Below are 23580 nucleotides of genomic sequence, written 5' to 3' on the forward strand. Positions count from 1 at the left end.
ATCAGGCAGTTTTTTTCGATGCACGAGTGATGCACAGGTGATGCACGGCCGATGCATACGCCTCGGCCGCATCACTCCTGCGGCCGCGCCCTCGGGCGGCGGATGCCGTCGGGCAGGGCGGTCTCGTCCGGCTCGGCGCTTTGGAACAGCGGCGGCGGGACCGGGGTGGTCAGGCGACCGTTCTCGATGGTGACGCGGTCGGGGCGGATCGAGATGCCCTCGGCCTCGGCGATCTCGTCGGGGGTGGGGCTGTCATCCGCCCCTGCCGCCGGGGCAATGTCGCCGGAACTCCCGTCCCCGGCCACGACCGCGCCGGGTGGAGGAGGCTCGGCGGCGGGCGCCGGGCCGCCGGTCACGCCGCGGGTGATGGTGGCAGAGGGCGGGGTGCGGTCCAGCGGCTCGGGCGAGAGCAGGCGGAACTCGATCCGGCGGTTGGCCTCGCGCCCGGCGGGGGTGTCGTTGGGGCCGAGCGGGCGGGTCTCGCCATAGCCCACGGCGACCATCTGCGCGGTGTCGATGCCGCCCCCGGCCATGGCATCCAGCACGGCCTGGGCGCGCTGGGCGGAAAGCTCGCGGTTGAAGCTGTCGGCGCCCTGCGAATCGGTGTGGCCGCCGATCTCGATGCGGAAGCCGGAACAGCGGGCCATGGTCGCGGCCAGTTCCTCGATGACCGGGGCCACGTCGCCCGCGATGACGGCGCGGTTCGGCTCGAAGCCGATGGCGGATTGCTGCACCGTGGCGTTCAGCGCGTCCACGCAGTCGGTCCCCGACGGCAGGTCCACCGCCGGGTCCAGCCGGGGGTCGTAGATCAGCGACAGTTCATAGACCGCCCCCGACCCCAGCCGCGCCGCCAGCAGATCGGCGATCTGCGGCGCGGCGGTGGGGCTGGCGGTGGTGCCGGCAAGCCGGATCAGGTCGGGCGTGACCGTGGCCGTCCCCTGCTCCATCGCGTCCATCGCCTCGAGCGCGGCGAAGACGCGGGCGGTCCAGCCGGGGGGCGCGTCGGGGCGCACCGTCAGGCCGCTGTCCACCGCCCCGAAGCGGGCGCCGGCAAGGCTTGCCAGCGCGTCGCCCGTGCCCTGGTCGGCGATGGTGCCGCGCAGCCGGATGCCCTCGCCATCCGCGACGGCGACAAAACCCGGCGGCGGATTGTCCGCGTCCGGCGGCGGGGCGAGCGTGGCGTCCAGCGTGAAGCCGGGGGGCAGGGCCTCGGCCAGCCGGTCGCGGGCGGCGGCGAAACCCTCGGGCGGCACGTCATGGGGGGCGGCCAGCGTTACCCGCAGGTCGCGGATCGCCAGTCGCCCCTGCGGCAGCGCGTTCAGCGCGGCGATGCCCGCGACCGCGGCATCGGCCCAGTCCGGCGAGGGCGCGCCCAGCCCCAGCGGGCAGGGCGCCGCATCGGCCCCGGCCTGCGCGGCGGCCGACAGGATGCGCCCCAGCGCAGGCTCGGTATCGGCGGCGCAGCGGTCCAGGCGCGTGCCCTCGGGCGTCCTGACCAGTTCCAGCGCAAAGGGCGAGATCAGCGGGCGCGGCGCGGTGATGTCGGTGACAAGGGTGACGCCCTCGGGGACCGCCGCCGCGAGCGATTGTTCCAACCGCGCCTTTTCGCCCTCGCCATCGGTGATGGCGTCGATCCGCACATGGCCGGGCGTGACCGCGATCTTGGCCCGCGGCATCTGCCCGGCGGCCTTGACGGCGAAGGCCACGGCCTCGTCCCAGCCCTCGGGGGCGGGGTGGTCGGCGGTTTCCAGCAGGTCGGTCAGTCCGCCGGTCCCCGCCGCGCGTTCCAGCCGCGCCAGCAGGCCGTCGCGGTCCATGGCCGCGGGGGCAAGGCCGATGACCGAGGTGCCGGCTTCGCCCCGCAGCACCTCGAACCGGAAGGAGGGGCGCGCGGTTTCGGGGGGGCGGGGAACCTGCGTCGCGTCCTCGATCCGGGCGAAGCGCGCGGCCTCGGTTGCCAGCGCCACGGCGCGGATGCGCTGCACCTCGTCGGGGGCGGTGCCGGTCAGGCGCAGGGTCAGGCCGTCGGCCTCGGCCCCGGCCCAGCCGGCCCCGGCCTGATCCAGCGCCGCCTGCACCTGCGCCAGCGTGTGCCGTTCAAAGGCGGGAACGGCCCGGCGGCCGGCCTCGTAGGCCGCGACCGCGCCCGAGGCCAGCAGCACCAGCCCCAGGAACCAGTTCCGCGCGCGGCGGGGTTTGGACGTCCCTTCGCCCATCACCGGGCCTTTCGTTCTTGATCCCGCCCGACATGGGCGCGCGGGGTGGGTTCGGCAATCACGCCAGCCCGGCGAGGAACAGCGCGCCCGCGACGATCAGCCCCGCGTCGCGGTTGGACCGGAACAGCCGCAGCAGCGCCGGGCTGTCGCCGGGGTCGAACCGGCGCAACTGCCACGACAGATGCAGGGCGAAGCCCGCGATCCCGGCGGTGCCGATCACCGCCTGCAGGACCGAGGGCCGGGTCGCCGCCACCGCCGCCGCCAGCAGCACGACCGCGCCCGCGGCGAAGCCCAGAAGCCAGCGCGGACTGTCCTTGCCGAACAGCCGGGCGGTGGACTTGACCCCGATCAGGGCGTCATCCTCGGCGTCCTGGTGGGCGTAGATGGTGTCGTAGAACAGCGTCCAGAGGATGCCCGCCGCATAGGCCAGCACCGGCGCCGGGTGCAGGCTGCCGCCATGCGCGGCAAAGGCCACCAGCACCCCCCAGTTGAAGGCGAGGCCCAGGAAGACCTGCGGCCACCAGGTGAAGCGCTTGGCAAAGGGATAGACCGCGACCAGCGCCAGCGAGGCCACCCCCAGCGCGATGGCCGCCGCGTTCATGGTGAAAAGGATCAGCGCGCCGATGGCGAGTTGCGCCCCCAGCCAGATGAAGGTGCCCCGCAGCGTGACCTGCCCCGAGGGCAGCGGGCGTGAGCGGGTGCGCGCGACCGAGCCGTCGATGTCGCGGTCGGTGATGTCGTTCCAGGTGCAGCCCGCCCCCCGCATCACCACAGATCCGATGGCGCAGGCGATCACGACCCACAGGTCCACCCACAACGGCCGGTCGGCCATCATCGCAAGCCCCGTTCCCCACCAGCAGGGCAGCAGCAGAAGCCACGTCCCGATGGGCCGGTCGGCGCGGCTGAGGCGCAGCCAGGGGCGGGTCGCGGGCGGGGCCAGCCGGTCCACCCAGTTGCCGCGCGGCGCATCCGCAACCGTGGACATGGCCTGTGGCGTTGAGACATCAGACTGCATAGGGTCCGCCGTCATGGGAAAGATCAGGCTTTACATAGATCACCGCTTCGCCCCGGGACAACCCGTGCCGCTGGACACGGACCAGTCACATTATCTTTCAACGGTGATGCGGCTGGGCGCAGGGGCCGAGATCGCGGTCTTCAACGGGCGCGACGGCGAATGGACGGCGCGGCTGGTTTCGGCGGGCAAGCGGGGCGGAGAGGTCGAGCTTGTGGGGCAGGTCGCGCCGCAGCTTGACCCGCCGGACCTGTGGCTGGTCTTCGCGCCGATCAAGAAGGCGCGGACCGATTTCATCGTGGAAAAGGCGGCGGAACTGGGGGCGGCACGCATCCTGCCGGTGCAGACCGACCATACCAATTCGGAACGCATCCGGCAGGACCGGCTGCAGGCTCATGCCGTGGAAGCCGCCGAGCAATGCGGCGGCACCTTTGTCCCGCCGGTCGAGGCGCTGGTGCCGCTGGGGCGGCTGCTGGACGGGTGGGATCAGGGGCGGCGCATCCTCTGGGCGGACGAGGCGCTGGCGGGGCCGGCCGAGACCCTGGCGGGGTTGCCCGGCGGTCCATGGGCGGTGCTGATCGGGCCGGAGGGGGGATGGTCGGAGGCCGAGCGGCAGCGGCTTGCGGGGATGGGTTGCGTCCACCGGGTCAGCCTTGGGCCGCGGGTGCTGCGGGCAGATACGGCGGCGGTGGCGGCGCTGACCCTGTGGCAGGTGGCACTAGGGGACTGGCGCTGAGGCGCAGGACAATGGCTGCGACAAAGCGGCGCTCTTGCGCAAGGAAACTGCGGGAAGTGCTGTGTCTCGGAAGTTTTCTTCGAGAGGAGCGGCTTCTGACGCAAGGGCAAACGCAGCTTTGTACGCTGTGGAGCTATGTTAACGAAACGTAAAAAAGCACTTGCTATGCATTTTCTGCATGGCTGAGCTTCGGGTTCGGACGTGGTCGGAGCGTGGCCCGTGGCCTATATCAGGGGCACTGATGAACAACGCCCGCGATTGGCGCGGGCCGCAAGAAAAATGGGTTCCTGACATGTCGGCCATCGATACCTTCCGCGCCATTCCGGCGGCGCGTCCTGCCGGTATTTTCGATCGCATCTCCACCACCGTCCGCTATTGGGCAGACGTGCGCGAGACGCGCAACCAGTTGAACGCCCTGTCCGACCGCGAACTGGCCGACATCGGCCTGAACCGCGGCGAGATCGAGCGCGTCGCCCGCGGTCTCTGATCCTTTCATTTCAAGAACGACGAAGCCGGGGCCGCCATCAGGCGCGCCCCGGCTTTTTCATGTCCGAAGGGTCTGACCCCGTTCAGACCCCCGCCTCGACGATGGCGCGGGCCAGGATCGGCACGCTGTCGCGGTTCAGACCGGCGATGTTCAGTCGCGAATCGCCCACCATGTAGATGGCATTGTCGTCCTTCATCTTCGCAACCTGCTCGGGCGTGGCGCCCAGGCGCGAGAACATGCCGCGGTGCTGCTCGATGAAGTCGAAGCGGTCGCTGCCGGTGAGGTTCCGCAGTTCCTCGGCAAGCTGTTGGCGCAGGGCGAGCATTCCCAGCCGGACCTCCTCAAGCTCGGCCTTCCAGTCGGCGGACAGGCCCTCGTCGTCGAGGATCACCTGGACGATCCGCGCGCCGTGGTCGGGGGGGAAGCTGTAGTTCTGGCGATTCAGGTAGGCCATCGTCCCCTGCGCCAGATCGCGCGTAGCCGCGTCCCTGACCTGCGCCAGCAGCATCCCCGTCCGTTCGCGGTAGATGCCGAAGTTCTTGGAGCAGGAGGCCGCGACCAGCGCCTCGGGCGTGCGGCTGAGGATCAGGCGGGTGCCGGCCGCGTCCTCCTCAAGCCCGTCGCCGAAGCCCTGGTAGGCGAGGTCCACCAGCGGCACCGCGCCGGTGCGGTCAAGGATGTCCGCGACCTCGGCCCATTGCTCGATGGTCAGGTTGGCGCCGGTCGGGTTGTGGCAGCAGCCGTGCAGCAATACGAGGTCGCCCTTCTGGGCGCGGCCCAGATCGGCCTTCATCCCCTCGAAATCGACGCCGCGGGTGGCGTCGTCGAAATAGCGGTATTCGACGAAAGGCACGCCCATGAATTTCAGGATCGACAGATGGTTGGGCCAGGTCGGGTCCGAGACATGGACGGTCAGGTCCGGGTTGCCGATCCGGGCAAGTTCCAGCGCCTGCCGGATCGCGCCGGTGCCGCCGACGGTCGACAGCGCCGCCGTGCGGCTGTCGTCCAGCCCCTCGCCCAGCACCATCCGCGACAGGGCCTTGAGATAGGCCGGTTCACCCGCCAGCGCGGTATAGGCCTTGGTCATCTCAGCTTCCCAGATGCGGCGCTCGGCGTCCTTGACGGCCCGCATCACCGGGGTCAGCCCCGTCGGGTCCTTGTAGACGCCCACGCCCAGGTCGATCTTGCCCTGCCGGGTGTCGGCCCGGAACTCGCCCATCAGGGCGAGGATCTTGTCGGGGGCTTGGGGCTGCAGGTTGCCGAACATTCAGGCGTCTCCGGTTGCGATCTTGAGGTCGGGGTAGCTGCCCCATTCGGCCCAGGCCCCGTCGTAGAGCGACCAGTCCCGCTTGCCCAGGCGTTCCAGCGCCAGCGCGAGGCTGGCCGCGGTGACGCCAGAGCCGCAGGTGGTGATCGCAGGGCGCGCAAGATCCACGCCTGCCGATTCGAAGACGGCGCGCAACTCGTCCACCGGCTTCATGGTGCCGTCGGGGGTGTAAAGCTGGCCCACGGGGACGTTCTTCGCGCCGGGGATGTGGCCCGCGCGCAGGCCGGGGCGGGGCTCGGGCTCGTCGCCGCGGAATCGGGCCGCGCCGCGGGCGTCGATGATCTGGTGGTCGCCCAGCTTGGCCGCTGCCGCCACCTGCGTCACGTCGCGGACCAGTCCCGCCTGCCGCTGCACGGTCATGTGGCGGTCGCGGGTGATCGGGGGCATGTCCTCGACCGGCCGACCCTCGGCCTGCCACTTGCCGAAGCCGCCGTCCAGCATCGCCACGTCGGTCTTGCCCATCAGCCGGAAGGTCCACCAGACGCGGGCCGCCGAATGGACGTCCGAGTTGTCATAGACCACGACCTGATGGCCGTCGCCGATGCCCATCGCCCGCAGGCGGCTGACGAACATCTCGGGCTGGGGGGCCATGTGGGGCAGGGGGCTGCGGGTGTCCGCGATGGCGTCGATGTCGAAGAAGCGCGCGCCGGGGATATGGGCTGCATGGTATTCCGCCTGCGCGTCGCGCCCCGTGGCCGGCATGTGCCAGCTTGCGTCGATGATCCGCAGGTCGGGATCGTTCAGATGCGCCGCCAGCCAGTCGGTCGACACCAGCGTCTTCGGATCGTCCATCCCTTGTCTCCTCGGTCCCCAGCCACCGCGGGCTTTCTTAGCCTTGACGCGCGGGCAGGACAACGGCCCTTGACCGCGCGTCCGCATGGGGCGCATCCATGCGGCATGGACCTGCAACGCTTTCACGACGCGCAGGCGCGCGACCAGTCCCGCGCGGTGGCGGAACTGCGGGCAGGGCGGAAGGTCAGCCACTGGATGTGGTATGTCTTTCCGCAGCTTGCCGCGCTGGGGCGATCGGGGACGGCGAAGCACTATGGCATCCGCGATCTGGCCGAAGCGCGGGCCTACCTGGCCGATCCGGTGCTGGCGGCAAACCTGCGCGAGGCCGCCGAGGCGATGCTGGAAAACGCGGGCCGCCCGCCCGAGGCGGTGCTGGGCCCGGTGGATGCGAAGAAGCTGCGGTCCTGCGCCACGCTGTTCCGCGCGGCGGGTGGAGGCGAGGTCTTCGACCGGCTGCTGGCGCAGTTTTACGAGGGCGAGGCTGACCCGGCGACGCTGGCAGCCCTGCAGTAGCGCGGCAGTTGGCGGGGTGGAACTCCGCCTTGCGGAGGCCGGCCGGATGCTGATGCGCGGGGGTGATCGGTGGGGTTCCCCCCACCGCTCCCAAGGTCAGCCCTGCTTCAGCAGGCGCTGCTTTTCGCGGCCCCAGTCGCGCTTGGCCTCGGTCGCGCGCTTGTCGTGGTTCTTCTTGCCCTTGGCGACGCCCAGCTTCAGCTTCACGATGCCGCGATGGTTGAAATACATCACCAGCGGCACCAGCGTCATCCCCTCGCGTCCCGTGGCCTGCCACAGCCGCGACAGTTCCTTGCGGCTGACCAGCAACTTGCGGTGGCGGCGTTCCTCATGCCCGAAGATGCCCGCCTGCTTGTAGGAGGAGATGTAGCCGTTGATCAGCCACAACTCGCCCTGTTCCACGCTGGCGTAGCTTTCGGCGATGTTGGACTGGCCGGTGCGCAGCGCCTTCACCTCGGAGCCGGTGAGGATGATGCCCACCTCGATGTCGCTCTCGATGAAGTAATCGAAGCGCGCCCGCCGGTTCTCGGCGATCACCTTGTAGTTCGGGTCGGATTTTGCCTGGGCCATGGTCGGCGTGAGATAGGGGCGCGGGCGGCCGCTGTAAAGCTGCGGGCTTGCCCTTGGCGCGTCTTGCCCCCAGTTTGCGCGCGATTTGCGACAAGGGGGCGAGGCGATGCGGCACGGCGGACGGATACTGGCGGATGCGCTGAAGGCGCATGGGGTGGAACGGGTCTTCTCGGTTCCCGGCGAAAGCTTCCTTGCCGCGCTGGACGGGCTTTACGACGCAGGGATTCCGAACACCGTCTGCCGCCAGGAAGGCGGGGCGGCGATGATGGCCGAAGCCTGGGGCAAGATGACCGGGCGGCCGGGCATCTGCTTTGTCACCCGCGGGCCGGGGGCCACCAACGCCAGCGCCGGGGTCCATGTGGCCAGGCAGGATTCGACGCCGATGATCCTCTTCGTGGGCCAGATCGCGCGGGACACCCGCGACCGCGAGGCGTTTCAGGAGGTCGATTATCGGCAGATGTTCGGAAGCCTCGCCAAGTGGGTGGCCGAGATCGACGACACCGACCGCATCCCCGAATATGTCGCCCGTGCCTTCGATCTCGCCCTGTCCGGCCGTCCCGGCCCCGTGGTGCTGGCGCTGCCCGAGGACATGCTGTCAGCCGAATCGGGCGCCCCTGATCTGCTGCCTTCCCCGCGCCCGGTCCCCGGCATTTCCGAGGCGCAGCTTGCCGCGATCACCGGGGCGCTGGCCGGGGCCGAGCGGCCGCTGGTGATTCCCGGCGGCTCGATCTGGACGCAGGAGGACGGCGACCGGCTGGCGCGCTTCGCGGCAGGCTGGGGCCTGCCGGTCGCCGTGCCCTTCCGCCGCCAGTATCTGATCGACAACCGCTTGCCGAACTACGTGGGCGATCTGGGCGTGGGCATGAACCCGAAGCTGGGCGAGGCGCTGAGGGAAGCGGATTGCATCCTGTCGCTCGGCTCGCGGCTGGGGGACACGCTGACCAACGGCTATGACCTGATGAGCCCGAAGGGGCAGAACTGCCGCATCATCCACGTCTACCCGGACCCCGACGAGATCGGCCATCTCTGGCGCGCCGATCCCGGCATCGCCGCCTGTCCCCGCGCCGTGCTGAAGGCGCTGGCCGAGGCGCCGGCGCCGCGCCAGTGGAGCGACTGGACCGCGGGGCTGCGAGCCAACTACGAGGCATGGCGGAAGCCCAAGGAAACCCCCGGTGCGGTGAAGATGGAGCGGGTGATCACCTGGCTGTCCGACAACCTGCCCGAGGATGCCATCATCACCAACGGCGCGGGCAATTTCGCGTCCTTCATTCACCGTTATTTCCAGTTCAAGCGGGGCGAGACGCAGCTTGCGCCGACCTCGGGCTCGATGGGCTACGGGTTGCCCGCGGCTGTGGCGGCCAAAATCCGGCATCCGGGCCGCACGGTCGTCTGCGTGGCGGGCGACGGCGACATCCAGATGACGGTGAACGAGTTGTCCACCGCGGCGCAGGAGGGCGCGGCGGTGATCGTGATCGTGGCGAACAACGGCCGCTACGGCACGATCCGCATGCACCAGGAAAAGACCTATCCCAGTCGCGTCTCGGGGACCGACCTGTTCAACCCCGACTTCGCCGCGCTGGCCCGCGCCTACGGCGGGCATGGCGAGTTGGTGGAACGCGACGAGGACTTCGCCGGGGCCTTCCAGCGGGCGCAGGACGCGGGGACACTTGCCGTGATCGAGTTGCGGCTGGACCCCGAGGCGCTGACGACCGGCGCGACGCTGTCCGAGACCCGCGCGGCAGGCATGGCGGCAACGGCGAAGCCCGCGCCTGAGCCTGCGCCGGCTGTGGCCGACAACACTGCCGAGCCGCCTGCGTCACGAGGGTTGCTTGGCCGCCTTTTCGGCAAGGACTAGGACGTTGCCAGGCGCGCAGCGACGGCTTTCCATGCCAGCGGTGCCCCTTTCAGGGCCTTGATGCACGCGCGCCGCGCGGCAGGAGTGCAGGGCGGCCTTCGCGCAGACGGGGTTGCGAGAACGGCGGATTTGCGCTTCTGATCCGGGCATGAAACCGACCCTCGCGCCCCTTCCCGCCAGCCTGCCCGACGCCGTGCCCTTTGTCGGTCCCGAAACGCTGGAACGCCGGCGCGGCGTGCCCTTCCGCGCCCGGCTGGGGGCGAACGAGAACGGCTTCGGCCCCTCTCCGCTGGCCATCGAGGCGATGCGGAAGGCCGCCGCCGAGGTCTGGAAATACGGCGATCCGACGAACCACGACCTCAAGGCCGCGCTTGCCGCCCATTGCGGCGTCGCCCCCGAGAATATCGTCGTGGGCGAGGGGATCGACGGGCTTCTGGGCCTTGCCGTCCGGCTGATGGTGGCACCGGGGGATCGGGTCGTCACCTCGGCGGGTGGTTATCCGACCTTCGATTTTCACGTCGCCGGCTTCGGCGGCGAACTGGTCCGCGTCCCCTATCGCGCCGATAAGCAGGACCCCGCCGCGCTGGTGGCGCAGGCCGCCGGGACCGGCGCGCGGATGGTGTATCTCTGCAACCCCGACAACCCCATGGGCGGCTGGCATCCGCCCGAGGCGATCGAGGCCGCCATCGCCGCGCTGCCGGAAGGCATCCTGCTGATCCTCGACGAAGCCTATGCCGAGTTCGCCCCCGCCCTGCCGCGCATCGACCCCGCCGACCCGCGGGTGCTGCGGATGCGGACCTTCTCCAAGGCCCACGGAATGGCTGGCGCGCGGATCGGCTATGCCATCGGCGCCCCGGACATGATCCGCGCCTTCGACCGGGTGCGGAATCATTTCGGCGTCAACAGCGTGGCGCAGGCGGGCGCGCTGGCGGCGCTGGGGGATGCCGCGCATCTGGCCGAGACCGTCCGGCAGGTCACGGACGCCCGCGAACGGATCGCCGCCATCGCCCGCGACAACGGCCTCAAGGCGCTGCCCTCGGCCACGAATTTCGTCGCCATCGACTGCGGCCGGGACGGCGACTCCGCCCGCGCGCTGCTGGCGGCGCTGGCCGAACAGGGAATCTTCGCCCGGATGCCCTGGGTCGCGCCGCAGAACCGCTGCATCCGCGTCAGTTGCGGGCCGGAAGCCGAACTCGATGTGTTCGCCCAGGCCCTGCCGCAAGCGCTTGCAATGGCAAGGGGCTGAAGGGGCTTCTTTCTGGCCCAAATACCCATGCGGCCGCGCCATCAGGCGCTTCGCCGGGTGGGACACGCAGCCGCTCAATGCCCGGTCGTCCGCGAAAACCCGTTGATGACCACCACCCCCGCCAGGATCAGCGCCACCCCCACCACGGCGGGCAGGTCGGGGATCTGCCGGAAGACGAAGATGCCGACGCCCAGGGTCAGGATGATTCCCAGCCCGCTCCACAGCGCATAGGCGATGCCGAGGGGCAGGAACTTCAGCGCCTGCGACAGGAAGTAGAAGGACACGAGATAGGCCACGGCCATGCCCACGGTCGGCCAGACCCGGGTGAACTGCTGCGACAGCATCAGCAGCGAGGTGCCGATCACCTCGAAGACGATGGCGACGGTCAGGACGGCGTAGGCCATGCCCCTGCCCTCAGATCAGCCCGGCATGGGCCATGGCGGCGTCGATGCGGGCGCGGGTGGGGGCGGTCAGCGGCGTCAGTGGCAGGCGCACGGTTTCCCCGCACATCCCCAGCCGCGACAGGGCGTATTTGGCGCCGACCAGACCTGGTTCGATGAAGATCGCGATATGCAGCGGCATCAGCAGGTCCTGCAGCCGCAGCGCCTCGGCATAGTCCCCGGCAAGGCAGGCCGCCTGCATCCGGGCGCAAAGCACGGGCGCAACATTGGCCGAGACCGAGATGCAGCCCCGGCCGCCCTGCGCGTTGAAGCCATGCGCCGTCGCGTCCTCGCCCGAGATTTGCAGGAAGTCCGGGCCGCAGGTGATCCGCTGGCAGGACACCCGTTCGAGCCGGCCAGTCGCGTCCTTGACGCCGATGATGCGCGGCAGCTTCGCCAGTTCGCCCATTGTTTCCGGTGTCATGTCCACGACGGAACGGCCAGGAATGTTGTAGATGATGATCGGCCGGTCGGTCGCGTCATGGACGGCGGTGAAATGCGCGATCAGGCCCGCTTGCGTGGGCTTGTTGTAATAGGGCGTCACGATCAGCAGCCCGTCGGCACCGACCTCGCAGGCGTGCTGGGCAAGCTCGATCGCCTCATGGGTGTTGTTCGACCCCGCGCCCGCGATCACCGGCACCCGGCCGGCGGCAAGGCGGACGACGGCCTCCACCACCTCGCGGTGCTCGTCATGGCTCAGCGTCGGGCTTTCGCCCGTGGTGCCGACGGGCACAAGGCCGTGGCTGCCCTGTTCGATCTGCCATTCGACCAGCCGTTCCAGCGCGGGCCAGTCGATCTTGCCTTCGCCGGTCAAGGGGGTGACGAGAGCGGGCAGGGACCCTTGGAACATGACTCGATCCTGACGATTGTTTCGCGCGGGCATACAACCGGGCGCGCGGGTTGCCAAGCGCGCCTGCCGCGGATGTGAGTTGCCCCGGCGCCCCGCTGCCCGCAGATTGGCGGCCATGACAGGGACGACATTCAGACTCGCGGCGCTGGCGCTGGCGGCCGCCCTGGCCCTGCCCGCGCGGGCCGAGGACAGGGGCGCGATGACCCGCGCGCTGGCGGCGGCCGCAGCAAGGGACTGGCCTACTGCTGATGCGGCGGCGCGGCAGTCCGGGCAGATGTCGGTGGACCTTGTCCTGTGGCAACGCCTGCGGGCGGGGCAGGGGACATGGGGCGAATACCGCGACTTCGCCGCCCGCAACCCCGACTGGCCGGGGATGGAACTGCTATTCCGCCGCGGCGAGGCCATGATCCGCCCCGATCTGCCTGCCGCCGAGGTGCTGGGCTGGTTCGGCGAGCGCCTGCCTGAAAGCCTCGGGGGCGCGAGTGCCTGGATTGCCGCCCATCCCGAAGCCAAGCGCGCCGAGGCCGCCGCCCGCTTCTGGATCAGCAGCGCCGCGCTGGATGCCGCCGAGGAAACCGCCTTTCTCGCCGTCCATGGCGCCGCCGTCGCCCCGCATCACGCGGCCCGGCTGAAGGTGCTGCTGGATGCCGGCGAATGGGCGGTGGCCGAGCGGATGCTGCTTTACGTCACCGGACCCAAGGCCGACCTCGCCCGCGCCCGCATCGCCGTGCAGGCGCGGCGGACGGGGGTGGACCCGCTGATTCTCGCATTGCCCGAAGACCTGCGGAATGACGCGGGGCTGGCGCTCGACCGCTTCCGCTGGCGGGTGGCGAGCAAGCAGAGGGAACTGGCGCGGCAGTTGATGCTGGAACGTTCGACCTCGGCCGAGGCGCTGGGCGATCCGGCTGCCTGGGCCAGCCTGCGCCGGGATTATGCCCGCGAGGCGCTGCGCAAGGGCGACTGGGCGCTGGCGGAACGCTTCGCTGCGGGGCATTTCCTGCCCGCAGGCGACAGCGGCGCCGTCGATCTGGACTGGATCGCGGGATATGCGGCCCTGCGCGCGGGCGCGGCCGACCGGGCGGCTGTGCATTTCGCCCGGCTTCCGGCGGCGGATTACAGCGCGATCACCGTGGCGCGCACCCATTACTGGCAGGCCCGCGCCGCCGAGGCTTCAGGCGACCCCGACGCGGCCCGCGCGGCTTACGAGAAGGCCGCCGCGCATCAGACCGCCTATTACGGCCAGTTGGCCGCCGAGAAGATCGGCATGCCGATGCAGCCTGCGCTGGCCGTGACCGGCGTGGCGACCGACACGCTGCCGGACTGGCGGAACTCGGCGCTGATGGGGAACCGGTTGTTCCAGGCAGGGCTGTGGCTGATCGCGGCCGGAGAGCCCGCGCAGGCGCAGCGGTTCTTCCTGCATCTGGCGACCGGCGCCGACCACGAGGACATCGCCCGCATGGGCCGGGTGATGCTGGAACTGCGCCGCCCCTGGGACGCCCTGCGGCTGTCCAAGGCGGCCGCCGCGAAGGGCGGCGTCTATCCGGCGCTGCATTATCCGCTGACGGGGCTGGAAGAGGGCAGCTTCGGCCTGCCGCCCGAGCTGGTCATGGCCATCGCCCGGCAGGAAAGCGAGTTCAACCACACCGTCCAGTCCCATGTCGGCGCCCGGGGGCTGATGCAGGTGATGCCCGACACCGCCCGGCAGATGGCGGGCGTCATCGGAGAACCCTACGATCTGCCCCGGCTGACGCGGGACGCGGGCTACAACGCCCGGCTGGGGGCGGCTTACCTCGACGGGCTGCGGGGCCGCTTCGGCAATTCCATCGCGCTGGTGGCGGCGGGCTACAATGCCGGGCCGGGGCGGTCCGCGCGCTGGCTGCGGGATTTCGGCGACCTGCGGGACGAGGGTGCCGATCCGGTGGACTGGGTCGAGATGATCCCCTTTGACGAGACGCGCAACTACGTCATGCGCGTGGCCGAGGCGCTGCCGATCTACCGCGCCCGCATCGCAGGCCATCCGTTGCCCTTAGTGCCGGGCTGGGACCTGAGCGGTGGGGTGTCCAAGCCCTGGCGGGCCGAGGGGCCGCTGGTGCTTGCGGCATCGGCACGCCCGCCTGCGCCGCCTGCCTGGGTGGGCGAGGCGGCGGGCCATGCGGTGCGGCTGGCGATGGCGGGTGGGCCGGTGGCGCTGCCCGAGACCGCCGTGCCGGGCATCGACGCGGGCGAAGGGCAGGACCCGCCCCTGCCGCAGGCCCAGATCGCGCGCGTGGCCGAAAGCCTCGATCCGCCGAAGATCCCGCCCGCGCCGCAACGGCGGCCCGAGGATTTTTCCGCGCTGCGCGAGGCCGAGGACCTGCCCGCCGAGGCTGCCCCCGCGCCGGAAGCCGTGGCCGAGGAGGCGATCCTGCCTGTCCCCGTGGTCGAGATCATCAGCGAGGCGCAGTCTCTGCCCGCGCCTTCTGCAGCGACCGCCACCAGGTGAACAGCCCCGCGCCGACGATGATCAGCATCCCGAGGATCACGTTCGGCCGGACCTCCTCCCCCAGCAGCAGGACGCCGATCAGGCTGACCCAGACAAGCTGCGTGTAGGAAAAGGGCTGCAGGCTGGAGGCCTCGGCCAGCGAATAGGCGCGGATCAGCAGGTAGTGGCTGGTCATGCCGCAGATGCACAGGCCCGCCATCCAGGGCCAGTCGGCGCGGGCGATGGGCTCGATATACCAGACGCCGACAAGGGTGATGCCGGCGACGCCCGCGATGCCGGTCCAGAAGAAGCTGACCTCGGCGCTGTCCTTCGCCGATACCATCCGCGTCAGAAGGCCATAGACCGCGAACATCAGCGCCGCGACCACGGGCAGGATCGCCCAGGGCGAAAAGACCCTCAGCCCCGGCTGCAGGATGATGAGGATGCCGACGAATCCCGCGCCGACCGCGGCCCAGCGCCGCCAGCCGATGCGTTCCCCCAGCACCGGGCCGGACAGGGCCACGACAAGCAGCGGGTAGGCGGTGAAGACGGCGTGGGTCTCGATCAGGCCCAGCTTGACGAAGGCCGCGACCATGATGACGATCTCGAAGACCAGCAGCAGCCCGCGGGTGATCTGCAGCACGGGGTAATGGCTGCGGGATGCGGCGCGCAGCCCGCCGGGGCCGCGGGCGGCCATCGCCAGCACGAAGACCGCAAAGAACCAGTAGCGCACCATGGTCACGAAGATCGGCGAATAGGTGGCGCTGAGGTGGCGGGCCAGTCCGTCCTGGATCGCGAAGATCAGGCTGGTGACGCAGACCAGCAGGATCGCGAGGCCCTGCCGGTCGTCCGGGCGGACGGGCTGCGGCGGGTTTTCCGGCGCGGCATGAAGGGGGGCAGGGGAAAGCGGCACCGGCGCAGCGACCGGCGAATCAGGGGAAGGCATGAGGGGGCACCGCGACAGGCGAGATACCCCGGCGCTCGCCCTTGGGGCGGCAAGTGTCAAGCCGGGCCATTCTCGGACGACGGGAAAGGCCGCGCGGGGTGCAGGATGGCGACGGTTTTCGCGCCTCAGTCTCGGCTGCGGACGATCCCCGAGAAGGTCTCGAACAGTTGCGGGTTGGCGCAGACGATGGTGCTGGAATCGGCGATGAGGCCGGCGTGATCGCGCAGGGGTTCGACGAAGCCGCCGGCCTCGCGCACCAGCAGGATGCCCGCCGCGATGTCCCAGGGCTGGATGCCGCGTTCCCAGTAGCCGTCATAGCGCCCCGCCGCGACATAGGCGAGATCCAGCGCCGCCGAGCCCCAGCGCCGCACGCCCGCGCAGACCGGCATCAGCCGCGCCAGATCCTTCAGCGTCGCCGGAAGCGTCGTCTTGGCCCCGAAGGGCACGCCGGTCGCAAAGATCGCGCTGTTCATGTCGCGCCGTCCCGACACCCGCAGGCGCTTGTCGTTGACGAAGGCCCCGTCGCCCTTTTCGGCGGTGAACAACTCGTCCTTGGCGGGATCGAAGACGACGGCCGCGACGATCTCGCCCTTGTGTTCCAGCCCGATGCTGACCGCCCAGTGCGGCAATCCGTGCAGGAAGTTGGTGGTGCCGTCCAGCGGATCGACGATCCAGCGGCGGGTGGGATCTTCGCCTGCCTCGGCGCCGGTTTCCTCGCCGACCCAGCCATAGTTCGGGCGGGCGGTGCGCAGGTCCTCCTTGATGATCCGTTCCGCCTCGCGGTCGGCGCGGCTGACGAAGTCGCCGGGGCCTTTCGACGAGACCTGCAGGTTCTCGACCTCGCGGAAGTCCTTGACGAGACTGCGGCCCGCCTTGCGCGCGGCCTTGATCATCAGGTTGAGGTTGGCGCTGGGCATGGGGAAATCCTTCGGGACGGGGCAGGCCCCTTTAGGCCGATCCCCGCCGGAAGTGAAGGCGGGCGGATCAGCGGCGCCTGGGGCGCATCGCGGCGACGATGGCGGCGGCGGCGGTCACGACCAGCGCGTCCTCGACCAGTCCGGTGGGGGTCTGGCCGTGATCTTCCATAGCGGCCATCCGCGCCCGCCAGCCGGGGTAGGAGGCCGCGACCGCCGTGATCCCGCCCAGCGCGGCCCCTTCCAGAAATCGCCCGCGCGGCGCCAGCGCACCGGCGGCAAAGCCCGCCACGATGAAGCGGGCGGCAAGTCCCGGCGGCACGATCCGGTCGGGCGCGCTTTTCATCTTGTCGCCCGCCAGTTCCGCCAGCGCCAGCGCGACGGCGCCCGCCGCGACTGCCGGTTCGCGCAGGAAGTCGGGGGCCGCGCAGTCCCGCGGCAGGTCACCGCGCGCGGCGGCCACGGCCACCGCCGCCAGCGGCGTCATGGATCTCTGGCCCCCGACGAGGCCCATGAGGAACGAGGCGAGCATTGTGTTTCCCCTTGCATGGTCTTTCCGAAGGAACGTCCCGAAGGGCCGCCGGGGTCCCTCGCGTCAGCCGGCGTTTCGCCCTTCGCGCGCCAGGCGGATCATGTCGCCCATGAAGGCCAGGTCGCGGTCGGCTTCGCGCACCGCCGCGTAAAGGCGGCGCACCACCCCGCGGCGGCCCAGCGGCAGCGTCACCAGTTCCGGGTTGCCGGCCTCGCGTTCCAGCACCCAGTCGGGCAGCACCGACACGCCGCGCCCCGAGGCGACCAGCAGCAGGATCACGTCGGTCAGCTCGATTTCCCGCACAGCGCCGGGCTGCACCCCGGCGGGGTCGAGGAAATGCGAGAACACATCCAGCCGGGCGCGGTCCATTGGGTAGGTGATCAGCGTTTCGGTCGAAAGGTCGGCCGGCTCGGCGAAATCGCAGCCGGCCAGCGGATGGTGGGCGGGCACCACCAGCAGGGGGTTGTAGTCGAACAGCGGCTCGAACACGATGCCGGGCAGGTCCTCGGGGTCCGAGGAAATCACCATGTCCGCATCGCCCCGCACCAGGGCGGGCAGGGCGGTGAAGGCCAGCCCCGCGCGCACGTCGATGTCCACCCCCGGCCAGTCGTGGCGGAAGGCGTCCAGCGCCGGCAGCAGCCAGTTGAAGCAGGCGTGGCATTCCATGGCGATGTGCAGCCGTCCCAGCTTGCCCTGCGTCACGCCGCGCATCTCGGATTCTGCCGCCTCGACCAGTGGCAGGACCTGACGCGCCACGGCCAGCAGCCGCAGCCCGGCGGGGGACAGGCGCATGGGCTTGGTCTGGCGCAGGAACAGCGACGTGCCGGCCTGATCCTCCAGCGCGCGGACCTGATGGGACAGCGCCGATTGGGTGATGTTCAGCACCTCGGCCGCACGGGCAAGGCCGCCTTGGTCGTGGATGGCGCGGATCGTCCGCAGATGGCGCAGTTCAAGATGCATGGAATTCATGTCGAAGTTGTGGAAGATGAATTTGTCTCACGGAAGGCGCCGTGGCACAAGAAGGGTGAAAGGATACCCGCGATGACCACCCCCTCTGTCAGCTTCGAGTTCTTCCCGCCCCGCAACCTCGACCAGTCCTTCAAGCTGTGGGAAACGGCGAATGCGCTGGCGCCGCTGGGACCGGAGTTCGTGTCCGTGACCTATGGCGCGGGCGGCACGACCCGGCAGTTGACGCATGAGGCGGTGACGGCGCTGGCCTCGAACTACGGGCTGAACGTCGCGGCGCACCTGACCTGCGTGGATGCCTCGCGCGCCGAAACGATGGCGATCGTGGACGACTATGCGGCTGCCGGCGTGCGCGAGATCGTGGCGCTGCGGGGCGACCCGCCGCAGGGGGCAGACCGCTTCGCGCCCCATCCCGAGGGCTTCGCCGATTCAGTGGAACTGATCGAGGCCATCGCGGCGCGGGGCGGCTTCTCCATCCGCTGCGGTGCCTATCCCGAGCCGCACCCGGAAAGCCCCGACACCAGCGCCGACGTGGAGTGGCTGAAACGCAAGGTGGACGCGGGCGCATCCAGCGCGATCACCCAGTTCTTCTTCGACGCGGATGTCTATTTCCGCTTCCGCGACTCTTGCGACGCTGCAGGGATCGCGGCTCCGATCATCCCTGGCATCCTGCCGATCCAGAGCTGGTCGGGTGCGAAGAAATTTGCCGCCCGTTGCGGGGCGAGCGTGCCCACATGGGCCGACGCGGCCTTTGACAAGGCGGGTCCGGAAGGCGAGCGGCGGCTAGCCGTGGACATGGCGGTGAATCTCTGCCGCCGGCTGATCGAGGGCGGCGTGGTCCGGCTGCATTTCTACACGGTCAACCGGCCGCAGATGACGCTGGCCGTCTGCGAGGGGCTGGGGATCGCGGCCCCGCAGGCCAAGGTGGCCTGAGGACGTGGCCGGCTGGTGGTGGGATGGAACCCCACCCTGCCGGGACATGGCGCAGGGTGAGGTTCATCCCCCCGTCATCCCGCACGAACGCCTCCCCGATTGCCCCGTAGGGCGGGGTTCCACCCCACCGAAAGCACCACCCTTGCCGGATGGCGCCCGAAGGCTCAGTCGAAGCCCATCACCGTCAGTTGCCGCATCTCGCCGAAGCCGTTGAAGCGGGTGTTGGTCACGACCGAATAGGCGCCCGCGCCGTGGAAGACGACGTAGTCGCCCTCATGGATATTGTCGGGCAGCGAGATCTCGCCCGGCAGGCGGTCCACCGAATCGCAGGTCGGACCGAAGACCACGCGGCCGTGGCTGTTTTCCCCGCGCAAGCGGCCCTCGGGCGTCAGCACCTCCAGCCGGTCGAGGTTGCCGATCACCGGCAGCTCGTTCATGCCGCCATAGACGCCGTCGTTCAGGAACACGTTCGTCCCGTCGCGGACCGCCTTGACGCGGGTAATGATGGCGAAGGCGTCGGCGCAGATGCCGCGTCCCGGCTCGCACACCAGTTCGGGGGCGTCCGCGCCGAAGGCTTCCGCCGTGGTGCGGCCGATCAGGTCGAAGATCGCGGACAGGTCGGGTTCCACCCCGTGGACGCGCCAGGACGGGAAGCCGCCGCCGACGTTCAGGCGCCTGGGCTGCACGCCCGCCATGTCGGCGATCTCGGCCGCGGTGCGGATATACTGCTCCCATGCGTGCGGGTCGGTGCATTGCGTGCCCGGGTGGAAGGTCAGCGAGGCGACAAAGCCCCGGTCGTCGACCGCCTGCAGCAGTTCTGCCGCAAGCTCGGGCGTGGCGCCGAACTTGGAGCCGAAGTCATAGGCCGCGCCCAGCACCGGCAGCTTGAAGCGGGGCGAAATTTCGCAGTTTTCCGGCGGCACCTGCTCGAACAGCTTGTCCAGTTCGGTCCGGCTGTCCACCGACCAGGCCTTGATGCCGGCGGCCACCGCATGGGCGATCTCGGCGCGGCTTCGCACCGGGTTGTGGTAATGCCGCGCGGCCATGGGGGCGAGGCGGCCGATCAGGTCGATCTCGAAGGGCGAGGCCACGTCGAAGCCCTTGATCCCCGCCTGCACGAGATTCTGGATCACCGCCTCGTCGGGGTTCGACTTGACGGCATAGGTGACGAAGCCGGGAAAGCCCGCCAGGAAGGCGCGGGCGCGGTCCTGCAGGACGGTGGGGGCGAAGACCATCACCGGGTTCTCGGGCTTGAGGCTGCGGACGATCTCGGCCGGGTTCTCCCACACGGTCTTGGCCAGGTGGCCTTCGGTCAGTCCCATGCGCAATCCTTTCCATGTCCGGGGGGTCCGCCGATCAACGCGGAAAGCGCCCTATGGGACGCATTCGGGGCGATGAAAAGGATGGATCGTCGCGCGGGGCCGGTTAATGTGACCGGCAAGGCCGTCAAATCGACAAGAGGGACCATGGACGACACCGACCGCGCGATCATCGCGCATCTGGGGCAGGATGCGCGGATGTCGGTGGCGGTGCTGGCGCGGCGGCTTAAGCTGGCCCGGTCAACGGTGCAGGCCCGGCTGGAACGGCTGGAAACCAATGGCGCCATCGCCGGATACACCCTGCGGCTGGGCGAGGCCGCCCGCGTCACCCGCATCCGCGCGACCTGCCTTCTGACGATCGAGCCGAGGGCGCAGGCCGCGATCCTCGGGCGGCTCAAGGCGCTGCCGGCGGTCGAGAAGGTCCATTCCACCAGCGGGCGGGTCGATCTTCTGCTGCAACTGGGCTGCGCATCGACGGTCGAACTGGACGAACTGTTGGACCGCATCGGCAATCTGACGGGGGTGCGGTCGTCCGAAAGCTTGGTCCACCTGTCCACCAAGTTCGACCGGGCGGTGTAAGGGTCAGCCCGCGAAGGCGCGTTCCAGTTGGGCGAGGTCCAGCTTGACCATCCCCATCATCGCCTGCGCGGTGCGCGCCGCGCCGTCGCGGTCGTCGCTTCGCATCATCTCGGCCAGCCGCTTTGGGGCGATCTGCCACGCCACGCCCCAGCGGTCGCGCAGCCAGCCGCATTGTTCAGGGGCGCCGCCGTCCAGAAGCGCGTCCCAGATGCGGTCGATCTCTCCTTGCGTGTCGCATTCGACCATCAGTGAGATTGCATGGTTGAACGTGTCCATCGGTCCGCCGGTGAAGCCGACCATCGGCTGTCCTGCCAGCGTGAACTCGACAATGGTGACGCTGCCGGGCGGGCCTGACGGGGTTTCGATGGGCATCGTCGTGACGTGGTCGATCCGGCTGTCAGGGATCACCGAGGCATAGAAGCGGGCGGCTTCCTCGGCCTCGGAATTGTACCACAGATGGGGGATAAGGCGGGTCATGCGTCTTCTCCTGCGGGAATGGGGCGACGCAGGCGGAACAGGTCCACGAAACCCTGCCCGCGCGAAAGGTCGCCGGTGAAACGGACCTGCCCGCTTGCGGCGACATCCGCCAGCGGAACGGGGCCGTAGATCGTCGCGGCCATGTCGTTGGGATGGCCGGTGAAACTCATCTCTCCGGCCGCTGCGTCGGTGCGGCGGATGTGCAGGCCTTGCGCGTCGGCGGTCAGGGCGAAGGCCTCGCCCTCCATCTCGAAGCCGGCGGTGAAGCGTCCGGCGGGTCGGATCATCGCCTCCATCGACAGCATCAGCGCGGTCGGGCTGATCGGCAGCCGGGGATCGTGGCCCGGCATCGCCGCGCCCCAGCGGCAGAGTTCGCGCAGCACCGGGCGCAGGCCAAGGCCGCTTTCGGTCAGTTCATAGGCGGGCGCGCTGGCGGGCGCGGGCAGGCTGCGGCGGCGCAGGATGCCCGCGCGTTCCAGGTCTTCCAGCCGGCGGGTCAGGATGTTGCTGGCCACCCCCGGCAGCCCGGCGCGGATCGCGCCGAAGCGCTTGGGGCCCAGCATCAACTCGCGCACCACCAGCAGCGCCCAGCGGTCGCCGATCAGGTCCAGCGCATGGGCGGCAATGCAGCCCTCGCCATAGGTCTTGCGGATTTCTGCCAATGCGGGTGCCTCCTGCTGGCACCTTACAACATTTCAGTTGCTTTTTGCAACCGATCTGGCAGCCTAAGTCGCATCGGACGACATTCCACCGGAAAGGACAGCGAGATGCCTTACTACACCGGATCGGTTACTCCCGTGCCGAAGACCAGCAAGGACGCCTACCTGCAGATCAATCGCCGCGCCTGGCCGCTGATGCAGCGGCGGGGCGCGGTCCGCATGGTCGAGACCTGGGCCGAGGACATCCAACCCGGCAAGCAGACCGACTTCCTGCGGGCCGTGGATGCGCAGGATGGGGAGGCCGTAAGCTTCGGCTGGGTCGAATGGCCCGACCGCGCAACCTCGGACGCCGCCTGGGCCGACATCATGCAGAACCCCGAGGAAATGCGTCAGACGATGGGCGAGACGCCTTATGACGGCAAGCGGATGATCTTCGGCGGGTTCCAGTCCTTCGTGGCCGATGGCAGCGACCGGGGCGGCGGCTATTATCAGGGCTTCCTGACGCCCGTGCCGCAAGGCAACCGCGACGCCTTCGAGAAGCTCGCCCATTCGGCATGGGAGGAGATGTTCAGGCCCTTCGGCTGCCTCGGCAATTTCGAAAGCTGGGGCGACGACGTGCCGCGCGGCAAGCTGACCGACATGTATCGGGCGGTCGACGCGCAGGAGGGCGAGGTGATCGTCATGTCATGGGCCGGCTGGCCCGACCGCGCCACCTGCGAGGAGGCGGGGCGCAAGATGGAGGCCGCGATGGAGGGCCAGCCGATGCCCGACATGCCCTTTGACGGCAAGCGCATGATCTGGGCCGGGTTCGAGACGCTGTTCGACAGCGACCGGGCCTGAGGGACGCGATGCAGGACCGTGGCGCGGGGCCTTCTGCAGCGCCACGGCCGCGCGGCAGCACAGTCGGGAGAGAGGCATGACCTATCAGGGCAACCCCTGCTGGTACGAGCTGGGGACAGGCGACGTCGAGGCGGCCCGCGCCTTCTATGCCGGGCTTCTGGGATGGGAGATCACGGACGCCGGCATGAAGGACTTCACCTATCTGCTGGCGCAGTCGGGCGGCGATATGGTCGCCGGGATGATGTCGCTGCAGGGGCAGGAGGGCGCGCCGCCGCCCAACTGGCTGATCTATTTCGCCGTCGATGACTGCGACCGGACGGCCGAGGACATCGCCCGCGCAGGTGGCCGGGTGATGCGCGGCCCGGCCTATATCCCCGGCACCGGCCGTTTCGCCATCGCCGCCGATCCGCAGGGCGCGGTCTTCGGCATCCTCGAACCCGACATGACGGGCATGAGTGAAGCTGACGCTGCCAAGGCCGAGCGCGGCGAGGGCGCCTTCGACCAGCGGAAGGAGGGGCATGGGAACTGGCATGAACTCATGTCCTCGGACCCCGAGGCGGGCTTTGCCTTCTACGCGGAGCTGTTCGGCTGGACCAAGGGCGAGACGATGAACATGGGGCCGATGGGCACCTACCAGCTGTTCCGCCACAAGGGGACGGATATCGGCGGGATGATGGGCTTGGGCGATGCCTCCGCCCCTGTCTGGCTGCCCTATTTCGGCGCGAACGGCATCGTGGGCGCGATCAGCCGCGTCAAGGCTGCGGGCGGCGCGGTTGTCCATGGCCCGGTCGAGGTGCCGGGCGGGGCCTTCATCGCGGTCTGCAGCGATCCGCAGGGCGCATGGTTTGCCTTGGTCGGGCCAAGGGAACATACGGGCTGACGCATCCGCTTGCCCCTTGGCCCCTTCCCC

General features: G+C 69.8%; 24 protein-coding genes. 10 read left to right on the top strand and 14 right to left on the bottom strand.

The window, feature by feature from the left end; all coding sequences use genetic code 11:
* Positions 1-71 precede the first annotated feature (71 nt).
* Positions 72-2216 carry an OmpA family protein gene (locus tag H5395_RS08140; protein ID WP_182792071.1) on the bottom strand — a complete coding sequence of 715 codons (2145 nt, stop codon included), beginning with the start codon at positions 2214-2216 and terminating at the stop codon, positions 72-74.
* Between the two features lie 58 nt (positions 2217-2274).
* A complete protein-coding gene (gene ubiA / locus H5395_RS08145; protein WP_182792155.1) occupies positions 2275-3231 on the bottom strand; it encodes a 4-hydroxybenzoate octaprenyltransferase in 957 nt (318 codons plus the stop codon).
* A 13-nt stretch (positions 3232-3244) separates the two neighbouring features.
* Between ubiA and H5395_RS08150 the strand changes: the two genes are divergently transcribed.
* Both H5395_RS08150 and H5395_RS08155 read left to right on the top strand, forming a co-directional pair.
* Positions 3245-3964: a 16S rRNA (uracil(1498)-N(3))-methyltransferase gene (locus H5395_RS08150; protein ID WP_182792072.1), complete on the top strand. Its 720-nt coding sequence runs from the start codon at positions 3245-3247 to the stop codon at positions 3962-3964.
* Between the two features lie 241 nt (positions 3965-4205).
* The gene (locus tag H5395_RS08155; RefSeq protein WP_370576414.1) at positions 4206-4451 is read left to right on the top strand and encodes a DUF1127 domain-containing protein; all 246 of its coding nucleotides are present in this window, start codon (positions 4206-4208) and stop codon (positions 4449-4451) included.
* A gap of 82 nt (positions 4452-4533) precedes the next feature.
* Here H5395_RS08155 and H5395_RS08160 read toward each other — a convergent pair whose 3' ends face one another.
* The gene (locus H5395_RS08160) at positions 4534-5718 is read right to left on the bottom strand and encodes an amino acid aminotransferase (RefSeq protein ID WP_182792073.1); all 1185 of its coding nucleotides are present in this window, start codon (positions 5716-5718) and stop codon (positions 4534-4536) included.
* Positions 5719-6570, bottom strand: a complete 852-nt coding sequence (gene sseA, locus H5395_RS08165; protein WP_182792074.1) for a 3-mercaptopyruvate sulfurtransferase — start codon at positions 6568-6570, stop codon at positions 5719-5721. It abuts the gene before it with no gap.
* A gap of 69 nt (positions 6571-6639) precedes the next feature.
* On the opposite strand from sseA, the gene H5395_RS08170 reads away from it, so the two are divergent.
* On the top strand, positions 6640-7083 hold the full coding sequence (locus H5395_RS08170) for a DUF1810 domain-containing protein (protein WP_255440567.1): 444 nt from the start codon (positions 6640-6642) through the stop codon (positions 7081-7083).
* Positions 7084-7179: 96 nt separating this feature from the next.
* Here H5395_RS08170 and smpB read toward each other — a convergent pair whose 3' ends face one another.
* Complete coding sequence (smpB, locus tag H5395_RS08175; protein WP_182792075.1) at positions 7180-7653, bottom strand: SsrA-binding protein SmpB; 474 nt, start codon at positions 7651-7653, stop codon at positions 7180-7182.
* Positions 7654-7759: 106 nt separating this feature from the next.
* Here smpB and H5395_RS08180 point away from each other — a divergent pair, with 106 nt between their 5' ends.
* Both H5395_RS08180 and H5395_RS08185 read left to right on the top strand, forming a co-directional pair.
* A complete protein-coding gene (locus H5395_RS08180; protein WP_182792076.1) occupies positions 7760-9508 on the top strand; it encodes a thiamine pyrophosphate-binding protein in 1749 nt (582 codons plus the stop codon).
* Between the two features lie 148 nt (positions 9509-9656).
* Positions 9657-10754, top strand: a complete 1098-nt coding sequence (locus H5395_RS08185) for a pyridoxal phosphate-dependent aminotransferase (RefSeq protein ID WP_182792077.1) — start codon at positions 9657-9659, stop codon at positions 10752-10754.
* A 74-nt stretch (positions 10755-10828) separates the two neighbouring features.
* Here the strand turns inward: H5395_RS08185 and H5395_RS08190 are convergent, their stop codons facing one another.
* Both H5395_RS08190 and dapA read right to left on the bottom strand, forming a co-directional pair.
* Positions 10829-11158, bottom strand: coding sequence for a multidrug efflux SMR transporter (locus tag H5395_RS08190; protein WP_182792078.1), 330 nt, complete (start codon positions 11156-11158; stop codon positions 10829-10831).
* Between the two features lie 10 nt (positions 11159-11168).
* A complete protein-coding gene (dapA, locus tag H5395_RS08195; RefSeq protein ID WP_182792079.1) occupies positions 11169-12044 on the bottom strand; it encodes a 4-hydroxy-tetrahydrodipicolinate synthase in 876 nt (291 codons plus the stop codon).
* A gap of 115 nt (positions 12045-12159) precedes the next feature.
* On the opposite strand from dapA, the gene H5395_RS08200 reads away from it, so the two are divergent.
* Positions 12160-14526, top strand: coding sequence for a lytic transglycosylase domain-containing protein (locus H5395_RS08200; protein ID WP_220494911.1), 2367 nt, complete (start codon positions 12160-12162; stop codon positions 14524-14526).
* On the opposite strand, the gene H5395_RS08205 is transcribed toward H5395_RS08200, so the two are convergent.
* From H5395_RS08205 to H5395_RS08220, 4 genes are all read right to left on the bottom strand, one after another.
* A complete protein-coding gene (locus H5395_RS08205; protein ID WP_182792080.1) occupies positions 14474-15451 on the bottom strand; it encodes a DMT family transporter in 978 nt (325 codons plus the stop codon). The genes H5395_RS08200 and H5395_RS08205 overlap by 53 nt on opposite strands.
* 125 nt (positions 15452-15576) lie before the next feature.
* Entirely contained in the window at positions 15577-16368 is a 792-nt protein-coding gene (locus H5395_RS08210) for an inositol monophosphatase family protein (protein WP_182792081.1), read from the bottom strand.
* 67 nt (positions 16369-16435) lie between these two features.
* Entirely contained in the window at positions 16436-16897 is a 462-nt protein-coding gene (locus tag H5395_RS08215; RefSeq protein WP_182792082.1) for a DUF4126 domain-containing protein, read from the bottom strand.
* Positions 16898-16960: 63 nt separating this feature from the next.
* Positions 16961-17857, bottom strand: a complete 897-nt coding sequence (locus H5395_RS08220; RefSeq protein ID WP_182792083.1) for a LysR family transcriptional regulator — start codon at positions 17855-17857, stop codon at positions 16961-16963.
* Positions 17858-17938: 81 nt separating this feature from the next.
* Here H5395_RS08220 and metF point away from each other — a divergent pair, with 81 nt between their 5' ends.
* Positions 17939-18796: a methylenetetrahydrofolate reductase [NAD(P)H] gene (gene metF / locus H5395_RS08225; protein WP_182792084.1), complete on the top strand. Its 858-nt coding sequence runs from the start codon at positions 17939-17941 to the stop codon at positions 18794-18796.
* 164 nt (positions 18797-18960) lie between these two features.
* Here metF and H5395_RS08230 read toward each other — a convergent pair whose 3' ends face one another.
* Positions 18961-20118, bottom strand: a complete 1158-nt coding sequence (locus H5395_RS08230; RefSeq protein WP_182792085.1) for a type III PLP-dependent enzyme — start codon at positions 20116-20118, stop codon at positions 18961-18963.
* Positions 20119-20262: 144 nt separating this feature from the next.
* Here H5395_RS08230 and H5395_RS08235 point away from each other — a divergent pair, with 144 nt between their 5' ends.
* Positions 20263-20694 carry an Lrp/AsnC family transcriptional regulator gene (locus H5395_RS08235; RefSeq protein WP_182792086.1) on the top strand — a complete coding sequence of 144 codons (432 nt, stop codon included), beginning with the start codon at positions 20263-20265 and terminating at the stop codon, positions 20692-20694.
* Positions 20695-20697: 3 nt separating this feature from the next.
* On the opposite strand, the gene H5395_RS08240 is transcribed toward H5395_RS08235, so the two are convergent.
* Positions 20698-21171 carry a VOC family protein gene (locus H5395_RS08240; protein WP_182792087.1) on the bottom strand — a complete coding sequence of 158 codons (474 nt, stop codon included), beginning with the start codon at positions 21169-21171 and terminating at the stop codon, positions 20698-20700.
* Positions 21168-21833, bottom strand: a complete 666-nt coding sequence (locus H5395_RS08245) for a helix-turn-helix domain-containing protein (RefSeq protein ID WP_234450731.1) — start codon at positions 21831-21833, stop codon at positions 21168-21170. The genes H5395_RS08240 and H5395_RS08245 overlap by 4 nt, the downstream gene beginning before the upstream one ends.
* 105 nt (positions 21834-21938) lie before the next feature.
* Between H5395_RS08245 and H5395_RS08250 the strand changes: the two genes are divergently transcribed.
* On the top strand, positions 21939-22670 hold the full coding sequence (locus tag H5395_RS08250) for a DUF1428 domain-containing protein (protein WP_182792088.1): 732 nt from the start codon (positions 21939-21941) through the stop codon (positions 22668-22670).
* 76 nt (positions 22671-22746) lie between these two features.
* Positions 22747-23550 carry a VOC family protein gene (locus tag H5395_RS08255; RefSeq protein WP_182792089.1) on the top strand — a complete coding sequence of 268 codons (804 nt, stop codon included), beginning with the start codon at positions 22747-22749 and terminating at the stop codon, positions 23548-23550.
* The last annotated feature ends 30 nt before the right edge of the window (positions 23551-23580 follow it).

This window comes from Paracoccus sp. MC1854, from assembly GCF_014164635.1.
Classification (GTDB): domain Bacteria; phylum Pseudomonadota; class Alphaproteobacteria; order Rhodobacterales; family Rhodobacteraceae; genus Paracoccus.